Annotated in this window: 23 protein-coding genes and 2 CRISPR repeat arrays; of the genes, 12 read left to right on the forward strand and 11 right to left on the reverse strand. The window is 71.4% G+C overall.

What is annotated here, in order from left to right:
• The coding region (cas1, locus tag AB0E96_RS22320; protein ID WP_359826375.1) for a CRISPR-associated endonuclease Cas1 at positions 1–679 on the forward strand (679 nt) is incomplete at its 5' end.
• Entirely contained in the window at positions 676–954 is a 279-nt protein-coding gene (gene cas2e, locus AB0E96_RS22325) for a type I-E CRISPR-associated endoribonuclease Cas2e (protein ID WP_359826378.1), read from the forward strand. The genes cas1 and cas2e, both read left to right, overlap by 4 nt.
• An 18-nt stretch (positions 955–972) precedes the next feature.
• Positions 973–1,306: a CRISPR direct-repeat array (repeat unit 29 nt; unit sequence GTCGGCCCCGCACGCGCGGGGATAGCTCC).
• Between the two features lie 767 nt (positions 1,307–2,073).
• Here the strand turns inward: cas2e and AB0E96_RS22330 are convergent.
• The 3 genes from AB0E96_RS22330 to AB0E96_RS22340 all read right to left on the reverse strand — a co-directional run bounded on the left by AB0E96_RS22330 (position 2,074) and on the right by AB0E96_RS22340 (position 5,083).
• The gene (locus tag AB0E96_RS22330; RefSeq protein ID WP_359826381.1) at positions 2,074–2,496 is read right to left on the reverse strand and encodes a hypothetical protein; all 423 of its coding nucleotides are present in this window, start codon (positions 2,494–2,496) and stop codon (positions 2,074–2,076) included.
• A complete protein-coding gene (locus tag AB0E96_RS22335) occupies positions 2,493–2,819 on the reverse strand; it encodes a helix-turn-helix domain-containing protein (protein ID WP_359826384.1) in 327 nt (108 codons plus the stop codon). The genes AB0E96_RS22330 and AB0E96_RS22335 overlap by 4 nt, the downstream gene beginning before the upstream one ends.
• A 126-nt stretch (positions 2,820–2,945) precedes the next feature.
• Positions 2,946–3,514: direct repeats of the CRISPR family, unit length 21 nt; unit sequence CCCCGCGAGCGCGGGGCCGAC.
• A 762-nt stretch (positions 3,515–4,276) separates the two neighbouring features.
• Entirely contained in the window at positions 4,277–5,083 is an 807-nt protein-coding gene (locus tag AB0E96_RS22340; RefSeq protein WP_359826387.1) for an exodeoxyribonuclease III, read from the reverse strand.
• 323 nt (positions 5,084–5,406) lie between these two features.
• Here AB0E96_RS22340 and AB0E96_RS22345 point away from each other — a divergent pair, with 323 nt between their 5' ends.
• Positions 5,407–6,180 carry a GntR family transcriptional regulator gene (locus tag AB0E96_RS22345; RefSeq protein ID WP_359826389.1) on the forward strand — a complete coding sequence of 258 codons (774 nt, stop codon included), beginning with the start codon at positions 5,407–5,409 and terminating at the stop codon, positions 6,178–6,180.
• 149 nt (positions 6,181–6,329) lie between these two features.
• Here AB0E96_RS22345 and AB0E96_RS22350 read toward each other — a convergent pair whose 3' ends face one another.
• From AB0E96_RS22350 to AB0E96_RS22360, 3 genes are all read right to left on the reverse strand, one after another.
• Complete coding sequence (locus AB0E96_RS22350; protein ID WP_359826392.1) at positions 6,330–7,493, reverse strand: ROK family protein; 1,164 nt, start codon at positions 7,491–7,493, stop codon at positions 6,330–6,332.
• Between the two features lie 310 nt (positions 7,494–7,803).
• Complete coding sequence (locus tag AB0E96_RS22355) at positions 7,804–8,088, reverse strand: hypothetical protein (RefSeq protein WP_359826395.1); 285 nt, start codon at positions 8,086–8,088, stop codon at positions 7,804–7,806.
• A gap of 167 nt (positions 8,089–8,255) precedes the next feature.
• Positions 8,256–9,800, reverse strand: coding sequence for a hypothetical protein (locus AB0E96_RS22360; protein ID WP_359826397.1), 1,545 nt, complete (start codon positions 9,798–9,800; stop codon positions 8,256–8,258).
• Between the two features lie 267 nt (positions 9,801–10,067).
• Here AB0E96_RS22360 and paaK point away from each other — a divergent pair, with 267 nt between their 5' ends.
• Both paaK and AB0E96_RS22370 read left to right on the forward strand, forming a co-directional pair.
• Positions 10,068–11,402: a phenylacetate--CoA ligase PaaK gene (paaK, locus tag AB0E96_RS22365; protein ID WP_359826400.1), complete on the forward strand. Its 1,335-nt coding sequence runs from the start codon at positions 10,068–10,070 to the stop codon at positions 11,400–11,402.
• 65 nt (positions 11,403–11,467) lie between these two features.
• Positions 11,468–12,139 (forward strand): 50S ribosomal protein L11 methyltransferase, encoded by a 672-nt coding sequence (locus AB0E96_RS22370; protein ID WP_359826403.1) that lies wholly within the window; start codon positions 11,468–11,470, stop codon positions 12,137–12,139.
• Positions 12,140–12,279: 140 nt separating this feature from the next.
• Here AB0E96_RS22370 and AB0E96_RS22375 read toward each other — a convergent pair whose 3' ends face one another.
• The gene (locus tag AB0E96_RS22375; RefSeq protein ID WP_359826406.1) at positions 12,280–13,743 is read right to left on the reverse strand and encodes an aminopeptidase P family protein; all 1,464 of its coding nucleotides are present in this window, start codon (positions 13,741–13,743) and stop codon (positions 12,280–12,282) included.
• Between the two features lie 112 nt (positions 13,744–13,855).
• Here AB0E96_RS22375 and AB0E96_RS22380 point away from each other — a divergent pair, with 112 nt between their 5' ends.
• Positions 13,856–14,497 carry an XRE family transcriptional regulator gene (locus AB0E96_RS22380; RefSeq protein ID WP_359826408.1) on the forward strand — a complete coding sequence of 214 codons (642 nt, stop codon included), beginning with the start codon at positions 13,856–13,858 and terminating at the stop codon, positions 14,495–14,497.
• Between the two features lie 176 nt (positions 14,498–14,673).
• Here AB0E96_RS22380 and AB0E96_RS22385 read toward each other — a convergent pair whose 3' ends face one another.
• Positions 14,674–15,243, reverse strand: coding sequence for a hypothetical protein (locus AB0E96_RS22385; RefSeq protein WP_359826411.1), 570 nt, complete (start codon positions 15,241–15,243; stop codon positions 14,674–14,676).
• 286 nt (positions 15,244–15,529) lie between these two features.
• Here AB0E96_RS22385 and AB0E96_RS22390 point away from each other — a divergent pair, with 286 nt between their 5' ends.
• Positions 15,530–15,928 (forward strand): hypothetical protein, encoded by a 399-nt coding sequence (locus AB0E96_RS22390; RefSeq protein ID WP_359826414.1) that lies wholly within the window; start codon positions 15,530–15,532, stop codon positions 15,926–15,928.
• Between the two features lie 45 nt (positions 15,929–15,973).
• Here the strand turns inward: AB0E96_RS22390 and AB0E96_RS22395 are convergent, their stop codons facing one another.
• On the reverse strand, positions 15,974–16,186 hold the full coding sequence (locus AB0E96_RS22395; protein WP_359826417.1) for a DUF397 domain-containing protein: 213 nt from the start codon (positions 16,184–16,186) through the stop codon (positions 15,974–15,976).
• Positions 16,187–16,221: 35 nt separating this feature from the next.
• Positions 16,222–17,262 (reverse strand): Scr1 family TA system antitoxin-like transcriptional regulator, encoded by a 1,041-nt coding sequence (locus AB0E96_RS22400; protein ID WP_359826434.1) that lies wholly within the window; start codon positions 17,260–17,262, stop codon positions 16,222–16,224.
• Between the two features lie 112 nt (positions 17,263–17,374).
• Here AB0E96_RS22400 and AB0E96_RS22405 point away from each other — a divergent pair, with 112 nt between their 5' ends.
• Both AB0E96_RS22405 and AB0E96_RS22410 read left to right on the forward strand, forming a co-directional pair.
• Positions 17,375–17,695, forward strand: a complete 321-nt coding sequence (locus AB0E96_RS22405; protein WP_359826419.1) for a hypothetical protein — start codon at positions 17,375–17,377, stop codon at positions 17,693–17,695.
• 8 nt (positions 17,696–17,703) lie between these two features.
• Positions 17,704–17,931 (forward strand): hypothetical protein, encoded by a 228-nt coding sequence (locus tag AB0E96_RS22410; RefSeq protein WP_359826422.1) that lies wholly within the window; start codon positions 17,704–17,706, stop codon positions 17,929–17,931.
• Between the two features lie 220 nt (positions 17,932–18,151).
• Here AB0E96_RS22410 and AB0E96_RS22415 read toward each other — a convergent pair whose 3' ends face one another.
• Positions 18,152–18,598 (reverse strand): hypothetical protein, encoded by a 447-nt coding sequence (locus AB0E96_RS22415; RefSeq protein ID WP_359826424.1) that lies wholly within the window; start codon positions 18,596–18,598, stop codon positions 18,152–18,154.
• Between the two features lie 194 nt (positions 18,599–18,792).
• Between AB0E96_RS22415 and AB0E96_RS22420 the strand changes: the two genes are divergently transcribed.
• Genes AB0E96_RS22420 through AB0E96_RS22430 form a run of 3 tightly spaced genes read left to right on the forward strand, consistent with a single transcriptional unit; the run spans position 18,793 to position 20,425 of the window.
• Positions 18,793–19,056 carry a hypothetical protein gene (locus tag AB0E96_RS22420; protein ID WP_359826427.1) on the forward strand — a complete coding sequence of 88 codons (264 nt, stop codon included), beginning with the start codon at positions 18,793–18,795 and terminating at the stop codon, positions 19,054–19,056.
• Positions 19,028–19,552, forward strand: a complete 525-nt coding sequence (locus AB0E96_RS22425; RefSeq protein ID WP_359826429.1) for a DUF6879 family protein — start codon at positions 19,028–19,030, stop codon at positions 19,550–19,552. The genes AB0E96_RS22420 and AB0E96_RS22425 overlap by 29 nt, the downstream gene beginning before the upstream one ends.
• Positions 19,553–19,576: 24 nt before the next feature.
• On the forward strand, positions 19,577–20,425 hold the full coding sequence (locus AB0E96_RS22430; protein ID WP_359826432.1) for a helix-turn-helix transcriptional regulator: 849 nt from the start codon (positions 19,577–19,579) through the stop codon (positions 20,423–20,425).
• The last annotated feature ends 164 nt before the right edge of the window (positions 20,426–20,589 follow it).

Raw genomic sequence — 20,589 nt, forward strand, 5'->3', positions numbered from 1 at the left:
GCGCCTCGGCGTCGCACGGAACATGTACCGCATGCGATTCCCCGGCGAGGACGTCAGCACCGCCACCATGCAGCAGCTGCGCGGCCGCGAGGGCGCCCGCATCCGCAAGCTCTACCAGGCCGAGTCCCGCCGAACCGGAGTTCCCTGGAACGGTCGGGTCTACAAGGCCGGTGACGCGTATGCCGCGGGCGACGACCTCAACCGGCTCCTGTCGGCGGCCAACGCCGCGCTCTACGGGATCTGCCACGCGGTCATCACCGGGCTGGGGGCCAGCCCCGGCCTCGGCTTCGTCCACACAGGACTGGCGACTTCGTTCGTCCTGGACATCGCGGATCTCTACAAGGCCGAATACACGATCCCGCTTGCCTTCGACCTCGCCAAGCAAGGCCACACCGAGGAACGCGATGCCCGCCTCGGCCTGCGCGACCGCATCGCCCAGGACAAACTGCTGGGCCGCATCGTGCACGACGTCAAGGCGCTCCTCAGCCCCGAGGGCACGGAGATGCCCGACGTCGAGGTCAACGAACTCTGGGACGAACGCGTCGGCGCCGTCCAAGGTGGTGTCAACTGGTCGGGCAGCGAAGGCCCACTCGCGCCCTCCGCAGCCGATCCCGGAATGGGCGACGAACACCTGGCCATCATCGGCCCGGAGTTCACCCAGGACACGAGCAGCCCATGACCGTCATCATCCTCATCGCGGCCCCCGAAGGCCTCCGCGGACACCTCACCCGCTGGATGGTCGAAGTCAACGCCGGCGTCTTCGTCGGCACCCCCAGCCGCCGCATCCGCGACCGCCTCTGGGAGCTCCTCGCCACCCGCATCGGCGACGGCCAAGCCGTCCTCGTGGAACCCGCCACCAACGAACAGGGCTGGACCGTCCGCACGGCGGGCAAGGACCGCTGGAAGCCCGTCGACTTCGACGGACTGATCCTCTCGGCCCGCTCCCGCCGGTAAACCCGCAGGTCACGAAGCGTCGGCCCCGCACGCGCGGGGATAGCTCCTACCTGACGTCCTCGCTGTGCCACGACTCCGGGTCGGCCCCGCACGCGCGGGGATAGCTCCCGTGCCCACCAGGTGCACCGCCAGCGCTACACGTCGGCCCCGCACGCGCGGGGATAGCTCCGCGACCTGGAGCGCGGCGGTGCGCGACCGGATGTCGGCCCCGCACGCGCGGGGATAGCTCCGAGCTGCTGTTCGCGCAGCAGGACGGCAACTCGTCGGCCCCGCACGCGCGGGGATAGCTCCAACAACCACAACAACGCCCAACAACACTCCACGTCGGCCCCGTACGCGCGGGGATAGCTTCCGCTTGGTCAGTTCGGTAGGACTGTCGGCAACGGATGAAACGAGGTTCTGAATCACTTTCCGTGCCGGGACCACGAAGCGTCACCGGAACCCAGATCAGGAACGGTCGTGGCTGACGATCTCGTCGGCCTCGTTCTGGGGGCTTCACTGTTCCCGGGCTGTGGTACACACTCGACCTACGTCTCAAGCGGCTTGTCGCAGTGCAGGTAGTGGATGCCGAGTGCCGATGGCATCGAGGTGCGCGCCCCTGGTGCCCTGATTCAGAGTGCTCGTCTCAACTGGCCGATGCCGTCGGTGAGGCGCGGGCCATTGCGAGTAGCCCGGGAGTAGAGACCAGAGCTGCGCCCATATCGGCGTTGAATGCCCCGTCTGCGAGGCCCGGCAGGAAAGCCTCCACTCCTGGGCGTCTGATCGCAGGACCTTTCCCGGGCCGGCGGAGTGTCGAAGGCCTTGGTGCCTTCTGGGAGGGAAATGACCTCCGGGGGATGGGCTGGACCGCTGCCGGGCGCCGCAGCCACACTCTTGGCCCAGGTGAACGGCCTGGGGTGTTCGTTCCAATCGGCGAGCCGGCTGTGGATGTCTCGTTCGAGGGCCTGGACGGGGCGGTGGACTCGTTACTTGGTCTTCTTCCGTGTCAGCTCGGCGAGCCAGCGTTCCACCAGATTCAGCCAGGATGAGCTCGGCGGTGTGAAGTGCGGGTGGAAGCGTGGGTGTGCCAGAAGCCCTTCTTGATCGCCGGCGTCTTGTGGGTGACGTAGTTGTCCAGGATCAGGTGGACCTCGAGGTCGGCGGCCATTCCTTGTCGAACTTGGCCAGGACCTTCTGGAACTCGACGGCGCGGTGGCGGCGGTGGAGAGAGCCGATGACCTTGCCGGTGACGGTGCCGAGGGCGGCGAAGAGGGTGGTGGTGCCCGCGCGGACGTAGTCGTGGATGCGGTGTTCGGGCGCCCCGGGCATCTTCGGCAGCACCGCCTGGGGGCGGTCCATCGCCTGGATCTGTAACTTCTCGTCGACGCACAGCACCAGCGCGCGTTCGGGCGGGTCGAGGGAGAGGCCGACGACGTCGCGGACCTTGTCGATGACAACGGGTCGGTACTGGGCTTGAAGGTCTCCGCCCAGTGTGGGGGCCAGGGCGCACGCGCGCCAGATCCGGAAGATCGCGGACTGCGACATGCCGGTCGCGGCGGTCATCGCGGGGGCGACCAGTGAGTGGCGTTCTTCGGCTTCTCCTTCAGGGTCTTGACGATGATCCGCTCGAGGTCCGCGTCGGTGATCTTCCGTGGGAGACCGGGACGGGGTTCGTCACCCAGGCCGTCCAGGCCCCGTTCGATGAAGCGGCGGCGCCAGGTGCGGACCGTGTCCGGGGCGAGGGCCAGCCGCCGGGACACCGCCGTGATCGAGTGGCCCTCGGCGCACTCCAGGACGATCCGTGATCTCAGGGCCAGTGCCTGGGTGGTCGAGCGATGACGCCCCCAGGACTGCGGCACCTCCCTCTGGACACCGGTGACCAGCAACGGTGGGATCTTCGGGCCGGGACGACTCACATCCGACCAGCGACGAATCTCCGCCTCAGGTCACTTGGTGAAGGAAGACCATCGCGAGCGAGGCGTTTGACCGCAGCGGCGCTGAAGTTCCAGCAACCCCGCGAGCGCGGGGCTGGCGGACGCAGGGCCGCCGCCCTGAAGGGGCGTAGGAGCAACCCCCGCGAGCGCGGGGCCGACACGTCCTGGCCGGTGCTCGTACCTGGCTGGACGGAGCAACCCCCGCGAGCGCGGGGCCGACTGACGAGCCGAGGTCTCGGCCGACGTCGCCGCGGAGCAACCCCCGCGAGCGCGGGGCCGACGGCGCCGTGCGGTACGGCGCGAGGGCCATAAGGGAGCAACCCCCGCGAGCGCGGGGCCGACCAGGTGGCGCAGTCCGCCGGGTGGGACGCCATAGAGCAATCCCCGCGAGCGCGGGGCCGACTCGGCTGCTCAACTGCCTTAGCTCGGCGTCTAGGAGCAATCCCCGCGAGCGCGGGGCCGACGTTGGGCATCGGGGGCCTCAGCCGATGATCGCGGAGCAATCCCCGCGAGCGCGGGGCCGACCGGCGGGGCGGGGCTAGCGTGTCGGCATGCTGAGAGCAATCCCCGCGAGCGCGGGGCCGACTGGCCGGGAGTGCCCCGGCCGGGAGTGGCAGGGGAGCAATCCCCGCGAGCGCGGGGCCGACACTTTCTGACCTGCGGTGATCGGCGTCAGAGGGTGCTGGTTGATTCAGTTCGATCGGCCATCAGCTTGTTGGGCGGCCGGTGTCGGGCCGTCATATCCTCTTACTCCCAATCAGGTTGGCAGGGCACTTCGCCTACGTCTCCGAAGCGTACTCGTACATGGAGGTCGAGATCACGGTCGAGGGGCGCGCAGGTACCTGTCCGAGGTCAGGGGCGGTGGCTGGCTGCCTGGGTGCGCTGCGCGGTGGACTGGAAGGATCAACTTGTCGCCGGTGGGCGCGGTGGCGTCTGGACGCCATCGCGGGTGGCTCGGGTATGGGTAGGTGTCTGTTCGCATGGTTGTGGGGGAACCGCGATGCGGTGCAGTCGCCTCGGTGTTTCGGCGATGCCGTGGGCGAAGCGGCGCGGTCCGTCGGTCGGGCCTCATGTGGGACAAGCGTGCGGTGAAGAGCGCGTCTTGGCGGCATGACAAGTCCGGTGTCCGCGTGCTGAGGCTGGTCCTTCACTCGCGGGGGTTGCTCCTCGCCGGGACCGTATTCCGGCCTGGGGCGGCGGGTGGGCTCCGTGGGTGCGGTGGGGACGTATAGCCGCTTTCGCCGGTCGGCGCGCTCGCGGTGCCCCCTGGTGGGACGCGGGGCGGCGGATCGACCTGGAAAATTCCGGCCGGGCGAGATCGCCGGCCTCGCTCGCCGACATGAGGGGGTTCGGGTCGGGGAGGTCCGGGGGCGCCCCGGCCCCCCGACCCAACTACGGGTTTTCGCCGGTCAGTTGTCGCCGAGGTCGTACACCACGGTGACCGGGGCGTGGTCGGACCAGCGTTCGGCGTGGGTGGCGGCGCGTTCGACGCGGGCGTCGGTGGCGCGGGCGGCGAGGCCGGGGGTGGCGACCTGGAGGTCGATGCGCCAGCCGGAGTCGTTGTCGAAGGCGCGGCCGCGGTAGGACCACCAGGAGTAGGGGCCGGTGCGGTCGGGGTGGAGGGCGCGGACGACGTCGACGTAGCCGGCCTCGTCGTAGACGCGGGAGAGCCAGGCGCGCTCTTCGGGGAGGAAGCCGGCGGACTTCTGGTTGGCCTTCCAGTTCTTGAGGTCCTCGGGGCGGTGGGCGATGTTCCAGTCGCCGCAGACGACGACCTCGCGGCCGTCGGCGGCGGCGCGGGCGCGCAGGGCGGTGAGGTGGACGAGGAATTCCGCCATGAAGCGTTCCTTCTCGTCCTGGCGCTCGGTGCCGACTTCACCGGAGGGCAGGTAGAGGCTGGCGACGGTCAGGCCGGGGAGGTCGATTTCCACGTACCTGCCCGAATTGTCGAATTCCTCGGAGCCGAATCCGATCACGGTGCGCTGCGGCTGCCGGCGGGAGAGGACGGCGACGCCGGCCCGGCCCTTGGTGGCGGCGGGGGCCCAGACGGCGTGCCAGCCGTCCAGGTCCCGGAGTTCGGCGGGCAGCTGCTCGGGCTCGGAGCGCACCTCCTGGAGGCAGACCACGTCGGCCTCGGTGCCGGCCAGCCATTCGACGAAGCCCTTCCTGGCCGCCGCCCGGATTCCGTTCACGTTCACACTCGTCACCACGATCACTCGGGCAGCCTACCGACTGCCCGTTCCCGGCCCGAATCGTGACGCGCGGGTCGGGGCGGCCGGGTGGAGTGGCTCCGGCGGATGGTGACAGTGACTGACAGGAGCTGTCGTGAACGCGGCATGAATATGTGCGGCGGTCCCGTCAAGCCTCGCCATTGGTCTTGACCATCTCCGGACGGAGCGCCTAGGGTCGCTTACTGCAAGGACCTTTAATAAAGAAGGACGGATAAAGGCCCGCTCTCCCACCTGCCGCGACAGCGGACAGTGGGCCCGGGATCCGCCCTCCTTGTCGCAGGGCGGACAGCATCAGGGTGGAGGACGCGGTGGGAACGACAGGACAGCTTTCTGCGGTGCCGGAGCCGAAGTACTGGCACCTGCGCACGGTGCTGCTGCGGGCCATCGACTCGGAGTTCTCCACCGGTCAGGTGCTGCCCAACGAACGCGAGCTCTCGGCCCGCTTCGGCGTCGCCCGGGCCACGCTGCGGCAGGCGCTCGACCAGCTGGAGCTGGAGGGCCGCCTGGTGCGCCGTCGGGGCATCGGCACCCTGATCGCCGCCCCGCGGGTCGGCGTCCCGGTCAACCGGCAGGAGGAGGGCTGGCCCGGCGCCGCGCGCAGCCAGTCCTGGCGGACGATCGACTGCACCACCGCCCCCGCCTCCGCGCAGCTGGCGAAGGGCCTCGGCATCGCCGAGGGCGCCACCGTGCACACGGTGCGCCGGGTCCGGCTGGTGGAGGGCCGCGCGGTGGCCACCGAGGCGCTGCACGTCCCGGCCGCCGCCCTGCCGCACCTGCCGGGCTTCCGCGCCGAGAGCGACCGCGCCCGTTCGGTGCTGCGCCAGCTGGAGCGCCTGGAGGTGGACGGCGAGTCCCGCTCGGTCGAGCTCGGTGTCGCCGAGGCCGAGCAGGCCGCCCTGCTGGAGCGCCCGCCGGGCGCCCCCGTCCTGGTGATGACCACCCAGTACGCCTCGGCCGGCCGGCTGGTGGCGCTGGCGGTCGCCACCTACCGCGCGGACACCTGCAAGCTGACCTTCGGCGAGGCCGGACTCGTCGAGGTCACCCCGGTCGGCGCGACGGCCGGAGTCCGTACCGCCTCCTGAACCATTTTCCGGAAACCCTCAGGTCGAGGCCCGGACGCCGATCGGCGTCCGGGCCTTTGCCGTTGAGGGGTGGTCGGGTCGACGGCCGCGAGAGCCCGAGGCCCCCGTGCCCCGGCCCGTCAGGCCCGGGCCCGTCAGGCCCGGGCCCGTCAGGCCCGGGGCGGGTCCACCGCGAAGAGCTGCTCCTCGACGTGGTCCAGCGCGACGCGCAGGGCGCCCATCGCCACCACCTCCGAGCCGAGGGCCGCCAGGGCGACCTCGGGGGCCCGCAGGGTGAACTGGGCCAGGCGTTCGCGCAGCGGGTCCAGGACGCCGTCGAGGCCGGCCGCCCAGCCGCCGATCACCACCAGCTGCGGGTCGATGGCCAGGACGAGCGCGGCGACGCCCTGGACGAGGCGGGTGAGGAAGCGGTCCATGGCGACCTTGGCGACCTCGTCGCCCTCCCGGGCCAGCCGCAGCACCCGCGCCACGGCGGCCTCGTCCAGCGGGTTGAGGGGCTTTCCGGTGGTGGACAGCAGGCGCTCGGGCGTGACCTCCTGGCCGAGCAGGTGCAGGGCGCCGATCTCGCCGGCCGCGCCGCCGAAGCCGCGGTGCAGCTTGCCGCCGATGAGGGATCCGGCGCCCGGGCTGAGGCCGGCCATCACGAAGACGACGTCGTCGGCGCCGACCGCCGAGCCCTGCCAGTGCTCGGCGATCGCGGCGAGGTTGGCGTCGTTCTCGATCAGGACGGGGCAGCGGAAGGAGCGCCGCAGCCGGGCGCCGAGGTCGAGCCCGGTCCAGCCGGGCATCGCGGTGCCCAGCTGGACGGTGCCCTCGCGGTCCACGATGCCGGGGGTACCGATCCCGACGGCCCACAGGTTGTCCCGGGAGATGCCGGCCTTGCGCAGCACCTCGGCGACGGCGGTGCGGACGGCGGCGAGCCGGTCCTCGGCCTCGAGGGACTCGTCCACCGGCTTGAAGTGACTGCCCACCACCTCGCCGGTGAGGTCGGCCAGGATGACCCGGATGTCGTGCACGCCGATCTCGATGCCGAGGATGTGTCCGGCCTCGGCGCGGAAGCGGAACCAGCGGGCCGGGCGGCCGCGGCGGCCGGGGCCCGGCTGGCCGTCCTCCCTGGGCTGCTCGACCTCGGCGACCAGGCCGGTCTCGACCAGACCCTCGATCACGCCCTCGACCGTCGGGCGGGAGAGCCCGGTCTCCCCGACGAGCTGGGTGAGGGTCACGGAGTGGCCGTTGCGCAGCGCCCGGAGCGTGACCGCCGCGTTGATCCGCCGCAGCAGCGAGGAGTCTCCTCCGGTGAGCCGATCCGCCAATGCGATGCCCTTCGCCGTTCGCGCGACTGCCCTGGCGCGCGGTGTCGAGTGCGCGGTGCCCACCGAGTGGCCCGCGGGGGTGCGCCCCACGGAGAACGCGGCACGGCGGCAGGGGGCCGCCTGCGCGAGGGCCGGAGGACATGCGGGAGCCTACCCGGGGACGGGCCCGGGCGGCGAGGATCTTCGCAGCTCATCCCGGCTTCGGTATCGAAATGGTACGGATCGGGTGGCGGTGCGTGATCCGGGCTTCACGGCCCGGCCGCGGACGGCCCGCGCCCGGTGGTGGACGGGGCCGGTGTGACGGGTCGGGTCACCGACCCGAAGGGGCGGACGGGCCGGGCGAGCAGGACGAGCCGAACGAGCCCACCCCGCGCCAGGAGCCCACGGAGAGGGCGGACAGCGCGGAGCCGATCGAGCCGATGGACGCGAACGAGCCGATCGAACCGACGGACAGGAACGATCCCACCGATCCCACCGAGCCCACGGACAGGAACGAGCCCACCGACCCGATCGAGAGGAAGGACCCGACGGACCCGATCGAGAGGCTCGATCCGATCGACGCGAGCGCGTCCACCGCGCGGGGAATCCGGGACATGCCCCGATCGTAGCCAGCGACGCCGTCCGCCGCCGCCCGGCTCGTACTGCCCGGCCCGTACCGCCCGGCCCCTACCTCCCGGCTCGTACCGTGCCCCCCGTGCCGCCCGGCCCGTGCCGCCCGGGCCGAACGGGACCCGTCCACCCGCGGCTCGGTACGTCCGAGGGTCAGTCGACCCGTGCCGCGAACAGCCGTTGCCCCAGCAGGGCCATCGGGTGCCCGTCCTCCGGCAGGCTGAGCACCGTGGCGCAGCCGGCGGCGGTCAGTTCCGTCCGCCAGTGTTCGGCCGGTCGGGCGGCGGGGCCGGGGGCGTCGCCGGTGATCAGCAGGTCGAGCTGTTCGGCGGTGGGCGCGAGCAGCAGCAGCCGTCCGCCGGGGGAGAGCAGCCGGACCAGTGCCGGGACCTCCTGCGGGGTGTGCCCGTCCACGGTGGCGATGACGAGGTCGTAGCGGCCGCCGTCGGGGGCCTGGTGGTGCTCGGTGCTCGGCCGGGGGCGGACGGCCAGTGCCCGGGTGACGGCGGGCTCGCCGCCCTCGGGGTCGAGTTCGAGGACCCGCAGCGGCCCGGGCCCCTGGTGGGCCTCGGCGGTGCCGCGCACGAGTGCGCCGAGGGCGGCGCCGAGGTAGCCGCGGGCCGCGGCCCAGCGGACGGGGGAGGAGGCGGGCCGGGGGGCCTCCTGGCCGGTGATCAGCCGGGGCAGCCGCAGGGCGCCGCGCCGGACCCGGTCCAGGGCGGCGGCCGGGCCGAGTCCGTCCGCCCAGGTCTCGACGGCCGGGCGCCAGGCCTCCCGGACTTCGGCGGCGTCCGGCCCGGGCCCGCCGCGGAAGACCGGCCCTTGGGCGCCGCCGTCCTGACGGGCGAGCAGGCCGTGCCGGGCGAGGGCGTCCAGCCAGTGGGCCACCCGGGGGCGCTGGGCGGGGACGACCATGGCCGCGGCGAGGACCTCGGCCTCGGGGTAGCCGCGCGCGGGGTCGGTGAGCACGCCGTTCTGCTGGAGGGTGTGCAGCAGGGCGGTGAGCACGGCTCGGTCGAGCTGGGCGCCGAAGTCGCGCAGCTGCTCGGCGGTGACGCCGATGCCGTACTTCCAGGCGGCGGCGGAGGCGCCGTCGGCGTCGGCGCGCAGCCGGCGGTCGGCGGCCTCGGTGTTGCTGTCCGGGGCGCGGACGTGGGCGAGGACGGCGCCGAGCGCGTCGACGGCGGCGTACACGTCCTCCTGGCGGGGCTCGGGTCCGACGTGCAGGACCAGGCGCAGCGCGCCGAGGTCGCGGGTGGTGAGGCCGGGCTGCCGGCTGAGCCGCCAGAGCAGGGCGGAGGGCAGGCTGAGGTGGGTGGCCCGGGCGGTGGCGACGGCGTCGAGCTGCTGTTCGGGGCGTTGTCCGGGGTCGCCGCAGTGGACGGTGCCGCCGGCCAGCAGGGTGGCGAGGGCGAGGTCGACGGCGAGGTCGGTGACGGGGTGCAGCAGGGTGTGCCGGATGGGCGGCGGGCCGAGGACGCCGGCCCAGTAGCGCAGCCGCTGTTCGGCGGCGCGGGCGGCGGAGGGCGGCAGCGCGGCGTGTTCGGCGACGCGTCGGGCGAGGGCCCGGGGCAGGCCGCCCGGCGGGGAGACGCCGAGCAGCAGGCCGATGCCGCTGATCGCGCGTCCGTCGGCGACGACGGCGGGTCGGTCGCCGAGTTCGCGCAACGCGCTGACCAGGGCAGGAGTCGTGGACACGGTGATCACTCCGGGGTGCGGGGGAGAAACCGAACCACTGAACCACGCGGCCGGGTGGGTGAAGGTCCTTCCCCGGTCAAACTTCTGTAATGATTTTCATATTGGATAGCCAAGCCTGGGGGGAGGGTCGACGCGACGTGGCCGGAAGGTCACGTTCCGCAGGTGTCGCGCGATCCCTTGACAGGTGGTTCGGGTACTGGATCAATGGACCCGGAAGGGACTGACCGAACGATCGGTAGGTTTCCCCGGAGCAGCGAAGGAGCGACGATGACCGGCACCGCACCCGTCCCGCGCCGACACCTCGGGGAGCCGATCCCACCCGAGCTCCTGGACGCCGGCGAGCGGATGACGCCGGACGAGCTGCGCGCCCACCAGCTCACCCGGCTGCGGGCCACCCTGCACCACGCGTACGACAACGTCGAGCTCTACCGCCGCAAGTTCGACGCCGCCGGGGTCCGCCCCGAGGACTGCCGCACCCTGGACGACCTCGCCCGCTTCCCCTTCACCACCAAGGCCGACCTGCGCGAGGGCTACCCCTTCGGCATGTTCGCCGTCCCGATGGAGCGGGTCCGCCGGATCCACGCCTCCAGCGGCACCACCGGGCTGCCGACCGTGGTCGGCTACACCGACGGCGACCTCTCCATGTGGGCCGACGTCGTCGCCCGCTCCATCCGCGCGGCCGGCGGCCGGCCCGGCCACAAGGTGCACATCGCCTACGGCTACGGGCTGTTCACCGGCGGCCTCGGCGCCCACTACGGCGCCGAGCGGGCCGGCTGCACCGTCATCCCCGCCTCCGGCGGCATGACGGCCCGCCAGGTGCGGCTGATCCTGGACTTCGAGCCCGAGATCATCATGGTCACCCCGTCCTACCTGCTGACCCTGCTGGACGAGTTCGAGAAGCAGGGCGTCGACCCGCGCGGCACCTCGCTGAAGGTCGGTATCTTCGGGGCCGAGCCCTGGACGGAGGAGATGCGGCGCGAGATCGAGGACCGGCTCGGCCTGCACGCCGTCGACATCTACGGCCTCTCCGAGGTGGTCGGCCCCGGCATCGCCCAGGAGTGCGTGGAGACCAAGGACGGACTGCACATCTGGGAGGACCACTTCTACCCGGAGATCGTCGACCCGTTCACGGACGAGGTGCTGCCGGACGGGGAGGGCGGCGAACTGGTCTTCACCTCGCTCACCAAGGAGGCCCTGCCGATCATCCGCTACCGCACCCGCGACCTCAGCCGGCTGCTGCCCGGCACCGCCCGGCCGGCCTTCCGGCGGATGGAGAAGGTCACCGGGCGCAGCGACGACATGATCATCCTGCGCGGGGTGAACGTCTTCCCGACCCAGATCGAGGAGATCCTGCTGCGCATCCCCGGCGTCGCGCCGCACTTCCAGCTGCGGCTCGGCCGGCAGGGACGGCTGGACAGCATGACCGTCCGGGTCGAGGCCAGGCCGGAGGCCTCCACCGGGCAGCGGGAGTCGGCGCGGGCGGAGATCGTCCGCGCGGTCAAGGACGGGGTCGGGATCACCGTCGCCGCCGAGGTGGTGGACCCGTACACGCTGGAGCGCTCGGTCGGGAAGATCAGGCGGGTGGTGGACGAGCGGGGGTGAACTCCGGCCGCGGGCCCTCCGGGTGTGTGCCGGAGCAGCCCCGTACGGGGCCTATGCTGCGGGGCATGCCGAGTGAGCTGCGCACTCTTCAGCCCGCCGAGGACCTCGCCTTCATCCGGCGGGAGACCGCGCTGAAGCCCGTGCCCTTCGTGCCCGAGATCAGCCTGCACATGGCCGAGGACGCCATCGCCCTGTGGGAGACCACCGAACGGGCGCGCGGGGAGGCGGGGCTGCCGCCGCCGTTCTGGGCCTTCGCCTGGGCCGGCGGGGTGGCGGTCGCCCGCTACGTGCTGGACCACCCCGAACTGGTCGACGGCCGTACGGTGTTGGACGTCGCGGCCGGCTCCGGACTGGTCGGGGTGGCCGCCGCGCTGCGCGGGGCGACGGGGGTGCGCGCCGCCGAGATCGACGCCTACGCGGTGGCCGCGATCGGTCTGAACGCCGAGGCCAACGGGGTGCGCGTGGACGGCGCCCTGGTGGACCTGGTGGACGGCGACGGCGGGCCCGCCGAGGTGGTGCTCGCGGGCGACGTCTTCTACGAACGGGCCATGGCCGCCCGCTTCCTGCCCTTCCTGGAGCGGGCCGCGGCGCGCGGTGCGACCGTGATCGTCGGCGATCCGGGCCGGGCCTACCTGCCCCGGGAGCGGTTCACCGCGGTGGCGGCGTACCGGGTGCCGGTGGTCGCGGACCTGGAGGACACCGCGGTCAAGACCACCACGGTGTGGCGGCTCGGCTGACGGCTGTTCACGCCGTTCGCGCCGCTCCTGCCGGTCGTCACGTCCGCCGGTCGCCCGGCGGCGCCCCCGCCCGCCGGATCCCACGGCGCCCCCACCCCCGCCCCGAGCGGGCGGAAGCGGGGGCGCCGTGCCACGGGCCGTCAGCCGCGCAGTCGCGCCAGCCAGGCCTCGACCTCGTCGGAGCGGCGCGGGAGACCGTCGGAGAGGTTCTCGTTGCCGTCCTCGGTGACCAGGATGTCGTCCTCGATCCGCACCCCGATGCCCCGGTACTCCTCCGGCACCGTCAGGTCGTTCTCCTGGAAGTAGATGCCCGGCTCGACGGTGAGCACCATGCCCGGCAGGAGCGGGCCGTCGACGTGCTCCTCGGTGCGCGAGTGGGCGCAGTCGTGGACGTCGATGCCCAGCATGTGCCCGGTGCCGGCCAGGGTGAAGCGGCGGTGCAGGCCCAGCTCGAACACCTTGTCCGCGCTCAGGTCGCCGAACAGGCCCCAGGAGGTGAGGTGTTCGGCGAGCTCGCGCTGGGCGGCACGGTGGAAGTCGCGGAACCGTCCGCCCGGGCGGACGGCCGCGATGCCGGCCTCCTGGGCCGCGTACACGGCGTCGTAGACCTTGCGCTGGAGCTCGGTGAAGCGGCCGCTGACCGGGAGGGTGCGGGTGACGTCGGCGGTGTAGAGGTGGTTGGTCTCCACGCCCGCGTCGAGCAGCAGCAGGTCCCCCGGGCGGGCGTGGCCGTTGTTGCGCACCCAGTGCAGGGTGGTGGCGTGCGGGCCGGCCGCGGCGATGGTGCTGTAGCCCACGTCGTTGCCCTCGACCCGGGCGCGGACGAAGAAGGTGCCCTCGATCAGCCGCTCGGCGGTCTCGGTGTCGGTGCCGAGGACGCGCACCACGTCCTCGAAGCCGCGGGCCGTGGCGGCGCAGGCGAAGCGCAGCTCCTCGATCTCGAACTCGTCCTTGACCAGGCGCAGTCCGGACAGGAAGACCTCGAACTCCTCGTCCCGCGCGGCGTCCGAGCGGTCCGCGAGGGCCGCCTCCACGCCCGCGTCGTGGCGGCGCAGCACCCGCACCGGGCCGGTGGCGGCGCGCAGGTCGGCCCGGACGGTGCGGACGTCCCGGCAGGGCAGGCCGAACAGCCGCTCGCTCTCGGTCAGGCTGTTGCGGCGGCCGTCCCACAGCTCGCCGTGGCCGTCCAGCCAGAACTCGCCGTTGTCGGTGCGGGAGCGGTCGCGCAGGTAGAGCACGGCCTCGTGGCCGCTCGCGCCGGTCGGCGTGAGCACCAGGACACCGTCCTGGGACTGGTCGCCGGTCAGGTAGGCGTAGTCGGAGGAGGGACGGAACGGGTAGTCGGTGTCGTTGGCCCGCACCTTGGGGTTGCCGGCCGGGACCACCAGCAGCTCGCCGGGGTAGGCGGCGGACAGCTCCGCGCGGCGGCGGGCGGTGTGCGCGGCCTGCGGGACCGGCTCCAGGGCGGTGCGCTCGGTGTCGGCCCAGCCCCGCGTCATGCTCTCGGCGAGTTCGTCCGTGACGCCGCGGGTCAGGCCGTTCTTCCGGTACTTGATGGTCTCGGCGGTCGCGGCGTGTTCGGCGGTCTCGGCGGGCTCGGTCACTTCGGTCTCCTGGTGAGGGTGAGGGAAGCGAGGTGTTTCGCTACGCTGCCCCGTCCGTCGGTGTGCGTCCCGTACGGTATATCGAACACTGCCGGGAGAGAAGGGGTTCAGCGTGAACGATGCCGAGGAATCCGTCCGGGGCGTCCTCGCCGCCAACCTGAAGCGGGTGCGGGCCCAGCGCGGACTGTCGCTGTCCGAGCTGTCCCGGCGGGCCGGGGTCGGCAAGGCGACGCTCTCCCAGCTGGAGTCGGGGGCCGGCAACCCGACGCTGGAGACGGTGCTCGGGCTCTCCCGGGTGCTCGGCGTGCCGATCTCGGACCTGGTCGAGGCCCGGCCGGGCGACGAGGTCACGGTGGTGCGCGCGGCCGAGGCCGAACTGCTCAGCGGGCGGGGCGTGGACCTGCGGCCGCTGCGCCGGATCGAGTCCGGGGACGCCGTGTTCGAGGTCTACGACCAGCAGGTCCGGATCGACGGCACCCAGCTCTCCGGCGGTCACGGCGGCACCGAGCACACCGTCGTCCAGGCCGGCCGGCTGCGGGTCCGGGCGGGCCGCCGCGAGGTCGAGCTCGGTCCGGGCGACTACATCGGCTTCGACGCCTCGCTGCCGCACTCCTACACCGCCGTGAGCGGGGAGCCGGTCCGCTCGGTGCTCCTGCTGCAGTACCGCGCGGAGCAGCGGCTGCACCTGGACGACCCGGCGGACGACTCCGGGCGGCCGTCGGCCCCGGCGCCCTCGCTCGGGCCCGGGCACTGACGGGCGGCGGTTCGTCGCCGCGGCCGGACCGTTCGGAATACCGAACGGATGGTTCGATGGGGTGGGGCGGCCGACCGGATCCGGTCGGCCGCCCCACGTCCTGACGGTGCCCCTGGTGGTCACCGGGAAGCCGGCGCCGAACGGGGCGGGGTGCGGGCGTCAGGAGCGGTCGGTGCTCAGCCGAGCGTCAGTGACTTGGAGTGGGTCCGCCAGGCCTCGTCCACCTGCACGGTCTCGCCCTTGTAGCTGGGGCTGCCGTAGCCGCTGGCCTGGAGCCCGGTGTACAGGTTGAACCAGCAGTTGGCGTACGGGCGCAGCGAGTACACGTGGTTGGTGAGCGGGGCGGCGATGTCGAACGAGTAGTCGGCGGCGTTCCCGTTGTAGCAGCCGTGCGGGCCGGTGTAGGTGATCGACTGACCCTCGAAGAAGAAGTCGTCGTAGATCGTTCCCAGGACCATCAGGTCGATGCCGTCCGGGCTGTTCAGCTTGTCGGCGAACGCGCTGTCGCGGGCGGCCGCCGCAGCACTCAGCGGAGCGTCGGCGACCCGCCCGCCGGTGGCGAACTTGATGGCCTCCCGGTAGGTGCCGAAGCAGTGCGACTGCCCGCCCTCCGCGCTCACCACGCAGTGTCCGGCCGTGCTCCCGGTCGCCGCGGGCTGGGCGACGGCCGTGGCCGCGCCGGACAGGGAGAACGCGATCGCGGCCGCCGCGAGGACGGCGCCGGCGCGCTTGAAGGAGCGTGTCATGGTAGATCAACTCCTGGATCGAATCGACGATTTGTCGGTGTCCGCTGGGCGGTGCACCTGTCGTCGATTCTGCGCGGTGCCGGGGGCGGTGAGTATCCCAGAAATCTGGGACATGTACGCGTCACTCTGTCGTCAACCGGTCTGTCGGCGATCAGCCCCAAGGTGCCAACAGCGCGGGAACGGCCCGTGAATTGTTCCCCGGTCGAGTGACGGTCCGGCCGGTCGGCGGGGTCCTGCGGGCATCATGGGCCGCGACACGGGACGTCGCGGAACAGGAGTCGACCGAATGGGAAGGCCGATGGCGGAGTTCGGCTGCGCGAAGTGCTACGGCGAGGACGAACGGGCGGTGTGGGGCCGGCAGCGGGAGGGCTTCGAGCACGAGACGGAGGTGGTGGACGGCTCGCGCTTCTCCGTCGACCTCCGGCGCTGCCGGGACTGCTCGCAGCGGTTCGTGTGGATCTTCACCGAGGTCGTCGACTGGATGGGCGGGGACGACTCCCAGTACGTGACGATCATGCCGGTGACGGACGGCGAGGCCGCCGGCCTGACGAGCGGCACCCTGCGCCCGCGCGAGCTGGGCGCGCTCGGCCGCGACCGCCGCCACCTCAACCACGACTGGCCCACCGGCGGTCCGGCCCGCCTGCACTGGCGCTCCGGCCGCTTCCTGATCGCCGAGGGGCGCTGAGCGGAAGTGCCGCCGCCCTGCCGCATCGGCAGGGCGGCGAGGGCGTCAGATGCTCCCGAACTCGCCGGACTTGACGCCGGCGATGAAGGGCTGCCAGGCCTCGGGGCGGAAGCCGAGCTGGGGCCCGTGGGGGTCCTTACTGTCGCGGACCGGCAGGACGCCCGGGAAGCCGGGCGCGACCTCGATGCAGTTGCCACCGCCGCTGCTGTACGAGGACTTCAGCCAGGATGTGGGCTTGACCGTCGCGATGGGGAACATGGCTTGGAACTCCTTGGGAGTTGAGCGCATCAAGCTCAGGCGGGGCCGAACTCGCCGGACTTGACGCCGGTGATGAAGGACTGCCAGGCCTCGGGGCGGAAGCCGAGCTGGGGCCCGTGGGGGTCCTTGCTGTCGCGAACGGGGAGGATACCCGGGAGACCGGGCGCGACCTCGACGCACTGCCCACCACCGTCGCTGTACGAGGACTTGAGCCAGGAAGTGGGCTTGACCGTCGCGAAGGGGAACATGGCGTGAAACTCCTTGAGACGCGTGCGGACGAGGGCCAGTGAGTCCGCACATGAGAGGGCTTGGGCCTGGAGCCAATCGTAAGCCCTTGTCAGGGAACGGATCTTGTCCTTGTCATCTCGCTCGACGTAGCCCCGTTGGATGGTTTCGAGGTACGCCATCCACGTCCCGTCCGGGGAGGTCAGGAGTGTGAACGGCTTGCTGGTGGGGAGGCTTTCGCCGAGCGCGGAGGGTGCGATCTGCAGCGTGACGTGTGGCAGATTGGCGACACTCTCCAGCCGGCGAAGCTGTTCGGCCATGACGAACGGGCCGCCGACCGGCCGAAGGCAGCTCTCCTCCATGATGATGTGGACTGAAGGCGCGGGTTCCCGGTACAGCAGGGCTTGCCGCGCCATCCGGACATTCAGTCGTTCAACGGCCTTTTCCTCGGGGATGTCGCCTCGCCGGGCTGCGGCGTTGATGAGGGCGGAGGCGTAGCCCCGGGTCTGAAGGAGTCCCGGGATGACGTTCAGCTCGAAGATCTTGAGGGCGGTGGCCTTGCGCTCGTGCTCGATGTAGGAGACGAACCCGCCGATCAAGGCGCTGCTCTTGGCGGTCCAGTACAGGAGTTCAAGCGCCTCGCAGGTGTCGAGCTCCTTGTCGCAGCGGCGGATGAGGTTCAGTGGCGCGGGACGCTCTCCGTTCTCGATCATCGAGATGAGCGAGTCGCTGTAGTTGGTCCGCCGGCCGAGCTCGATCTGCGTGAGCCCTCTGGCCTTGCGGAACCTTCGAAGCTGAACGCCGATGGCCGCGTTCGGAGATGAGGTCGGGTCTACTACCCGCTCGGGCATGGTGACCACCCATTCCACAGTGCTCGCTGTCAAAGTGAAGTGCTTCCCATGGTAGCCCCGATTGGACACTCTTGGTGAGGGGGTAACAACAGAGAGAGACTAGTCGGTGGATATGACGAACAATCAATCCGGTGAAAGCCTGCTCCTGCGGCGGAACTTTCCGGCCTGCCGGTGCCCGCAGTGCGGCGACTCCATCCCCGAGGCGCGGATGAACCCCTCCGCCCTCACCCCGGCGGCGCCGCCCGCGCGACGGGTGGCGCCGCCGCCCGTCCCCTACCGGCCGTCGACCACCGGCGAGCGGGTCTTCGACGTCCGCTCCGGCCGGTGGGCCGCCTTCATGGGGTGGCAGCACGGCCGCGCCTACCTCCGGCCCCTCGACGGGGGCGTCGAGTGGGACACCGAAGCGCGCTGGATCTCCGACACCGAACAGTGAGATGCCCGATGAGCAGCAAGATCGACAAGATCACGGCGGACGACCGTCGCACCGCCGCCGACGTCCTCGACGACCTCCGGGCCGTCCTGAACGCCGCCTCCGTGAAACTCCCGTCCCTCGGGATCGACTGGCGCTCGGCCAAGGCCACCGGCGTCGTCCTGATCGACCTCGGGGCCGCCCGGCCGGACGTCATCGAGCGGCTGGTCGTCGTCCTCCGCAGAGGTATGCGGCCGTAGTCGCCGCCGGCGTCATCACCGCCGGAAGTCTCGCGATCGCCGGTGTCGCCACCCTCCTCATCCCCGAGGACGTCTCCGCTCCGGGGAGGGCCATGGCGTACGTCCTCGTGTTCCTCGCGTCCTCGACCGGCGGGTTCGCCTTCGCCGCCGGATGGATGAGGGTGCGCGCATGACGGCGTGGGCTTCGATTGCCTCGAAGCCCACGCCGATTCCGTTCTGTTCAGGTGCCGTTGAGGGCGTAGCTGCGGAAGGTGGCCAGGAGCGGCAGCACTTCGGTCTTGCTGGGGTCCTCCGTGACGGCCCGCATCGCGTCGATCACCGTGTGGGCGATGATCTTCGTCACCGCGAGGTCGTCCGCGGGAGCCAGGGCGCCCCAGGACTTGAGGGTCTGGGTCAGCAGCGCGCTCATCCGGGCGCCGATGTTGGAGCTGACGGCGTCGGAGATCTCGGCGATCTCCTCGTCGCTCATGGTGGCGCGCAGGCCGAAGGCGAGCGCCATCAGGGTGTCCATCGCATGCTCGCCGTACGCGGCGACCAGTGCCGGGAGCGGCCGTTCGTCGGCGCCGCCCGCCGCCAGGGCGGACAGCGCCTCGTCGTCGTCCTTCCAGGCCGCCTCCAGGGCGGCCAGGGCCCGCAGGGCCTCGTCAGGGGTGAGCCCGTCTGTCATGGAAGGAACGGTATTGAGCCGTACCCGCTCGCGACAGTGCGGGAAGCCCGGATCACCCCTTCGAGCGAAGCGGGGCCTGATGAGGCGACGATGTCGCTGAAACGTCTGACAGCGCGGCCTCGGACACCGGATGCTGGTGGTCACGTCAACTCCGGGCGCAAGAGCGCGCAGATCGAGTGACAGGAGAAGCGGCCATGGCACTACGGTTCATGGGTATCGACCCGGAGACGGGCAAGGACCAGAGTCCGACCGTTTGGGTGGATGACGAGTCCGGGGAACTGGTCGTGCAGAGCTATACGGCTGACGAGGCCTTGATCGGGAAGGTCCTTGAAGCCGGACACGGCCCCGACCACGACAACTCGATCCCCGACAGCGAAGCGGTGGTCCGAATTCCGCGCCGGATGGTGCCGATCCTCAGGAGGGCATGCGATGCCGCAGAAGGTTCCGAGTTTCTATGAGCTCCTGGACGCCGCCGAGCACGCGGCAGTCCATCTGGAGATGCGGGACCAGTACGGCATTCCGGAGGAGTCCGACGAGATCGCCCGGTGGCAGCGCGGTGAAGCCGTCGACGTGGACCCCGACTCGGAGTATTGGAAGGACTGGACCGAGGCCGTTCGCCGCGCCGTCGCGAGGGGCGTCGTCGTCAGGCGGGCGCGGATCGTGTCGGAGCCGGTGACGACCTACATCCGCTACGAACACCACATCACCCAGGTGAATGTGGCCGCCGGTGAACTGGTCCGCTGGCTTCCTCGGAGCCAGGCATCAGGCCTCGCCCTCCCCGGCAACGACTTCTGGCTGTTCGACGGGAAGTCGGTGCGCTTCAATCTGTTCGACGGCTACGGGAGGGGCCTGGGACCGCAACACTCCGACGACGCCGACGTGGTGCGGCTCTGCGCCTCGGCCTTCGAGGCCGTCTGGGGGCGGGCCGTCGATCACGAGAAGTACACCGTCTGAGCCCGATCGACGGACCACCAGGCCATGCCCCTCTCCCCGTCGTCAAGCGCCCAGAGCGCCCGCGAAACCATCGCCGCCCGGCTGAAGGAACTGCGAAGGGACGCCGGTCTGTCGGGGCACGGTCTGGCTCTTCTCCTCGGGTGGAGCGAGTCGAAGGTGTCCCGGATCGCCAATGCCAGGACTCCGCCGTCCGATGCGGACATCCGCGCGTGGTGCGAGGCGTGCGGTGTCGCCCATCTGGCCGTGGACCTTGTAGCCGCGAACCGCCAGGCGGACGAGATGTACGTGGAGTGGAAGCGGCTGCACCGGACCGGGATGAAGCACGCGCAGGGCGCGGTCCTTCCCGTTCTGGACCGCAGCCGGCAGATCCGCGTCTACTGCTCGAACGTCGTTCCGGGGATGCTGCAGCGGCGTGAGTACGCACGCTCACTGATGGCCACCATCACGGACTTCCAGCAGACACCTGATGACGTCGAAGCGGCGGTCGAAAGCCGTCTCCAGCGCAGTCGCTTCCTGCATGAGGGACATCGGACCTTCGCCCTCGTGGTGGAGGAGACCGTCTTGCGGTACCCCATCGGCAGCCCGGCCGCCATGGAAGACCAACTGCGCTACCTGTTGGAGGTGATGGGTGCCACTCGGGTCAGCCTCGGTGTGATTCCCTTTGCGGCACCGCGCAGGATGTGGCCCCTTGAGGCCTTCTCGATCTTCGACGACCGGCAGGTCAACGCTGAGCTCCTCTCGGCAGCCGTCACCATCACGGCGCCTGGAGAGACGGCGATCTACGCCAGGGCGTTCAAGGTCCTGGCGTCGATGGCGGTATACGGTCCGCGGGCCAGGCGCCTGATCGAAGAGGCCATCGCGTCTCTCAGGTGACTTCGTGCAAGACGCTGCAAGGAAGTGGCACCGACTGTAGCCACCTCCTTACGGTCTATCACGCCGCCACCGCACCATCCCGACCCGAGGGAGGCGCACCATGACCACTCCGACGCTCAGGTCCCCGAACACGGTGCTCGCCAACGCCGTCGAGGACGTCGTGG

This window comes from Kitasatospora sp. NPDC036755 (genome assembly GCF_040636595.1).
Lineage (GTDB): Bacteria > Actinomycetota > Actinomycetes > Streptomycetales > Streptomycetaceae > Kitasatospora.

Excerpts from the sequence above, each read along its gene's own strand:
- cas2e (WP_359826378.1), top strand. The coding sequence starts at position 676 with ATGACCGTCATCATCCTCATCGCGGCCCCCGAAGGCCTCCGCGGACAC.
- AB0E96_RS22425 (WP_359826429.1), top strand. The coding sequence starts at position 19,028 with ATGCCGCAGAAGGTTCCGAGTTTCTATGAGCTCCTGGACGCCGCCGAG.
- AB0E96_RS22395 (WP_359826417.1), bottom strand. The coding sequence starts at position 16,186 with ATGTTCCCCATCGCGACGGTCAAGCCCACATCCTGGCTGAAGTCCTCG.
- AB0E96_RS22385 (WP_359826411.1), bottom strand. The coding sequence starts at position 15,243 with ATGACACGCTCCTTCAAGCGCGCCGGCGCCGTCCTCGCGGCGGCCGCG.
- AB0E96_RS22390 (WP_359826414.1), top strand. The coding sequence starts at position 15,530 with ATGGGAAGGCCGATGGCGGAGTTCGGCTGCGCGAAGTGCTACGGCGAG.
- AB0E96_RS22420 (WP_359826427.1), top strand. The coding sequence starts at position 18,793 with ATGGCACTACGGTTCATGGGTATCGACCCGGAGACGGGCAAGGACCAG.
- AB0E96_RS22430 (WP_359826432.1), top strand. The coding sequence starts at position 19,577 with ATGCCCCTCTCCCCGTCGTCAAGCGCCCAGAGCGCCCGCGAAACCATC.
- AB0E96_RS22355 (WP_359826395.1), bottom strand. The coding sequence starts at position 8,088 with ATGTCCCGGATTCCCCGCGCGGTGGACGCGCTCGCGTCGATCGGATCG.
- AB0E96_RS22400 (WP_359826434.1), bottom strand. The coding sequence starts at position 17,262 with ATGCCCGAGCGGGTAGTAGACCCGACCTCATCTCCGAACGCGGCCATC.
- AB0E96_RS22415 (WP_359826424.1), bottom strand. The coding sequence starts at position 18,598 with ATGACAGACGGGCTCACCCCTGACGAGGCCCTGCGGGCCCTGGCCGCC.
- AB0E96_RS22370 (WP_359826403.1), top strand. The coding sequence starts at position 11,468 with ATGCCGAGTGAGCTGCGCACTCTTCAGCCCGCCGAGGACCTCGCCTTC.
- paaK (WP_359826400.1), top strand. The coding sequence starts at position 10,068 with ATGACCGGCACCGCACCCGTCCCGCGCCGACACCTCGGGGAGCCGATC.
- AB0E96_RS22410 (WP_359826422.1), top strand. The coding sequence starts at position 17,704 with ATGAGCAGCAAGATCGACAAGATCACGGCGGACGACCGTCGCACCGCC.
- AB0E96_RS22405 (WP_359826419.1), top strand. The coding sequence starts at position 17,375 with ATGACGAACAATCAATCCGGTGAAAGCCTGCTCCTGCGGCGGAACTTT.
- AB0E96_RS22330 (WP_359826381.1), bottom strand. The coding sequence starts at position 2,496 with ATGACCGCCGCGACCGGCATGTCGCAGTCCGCGATCTTCCGGATCTGG.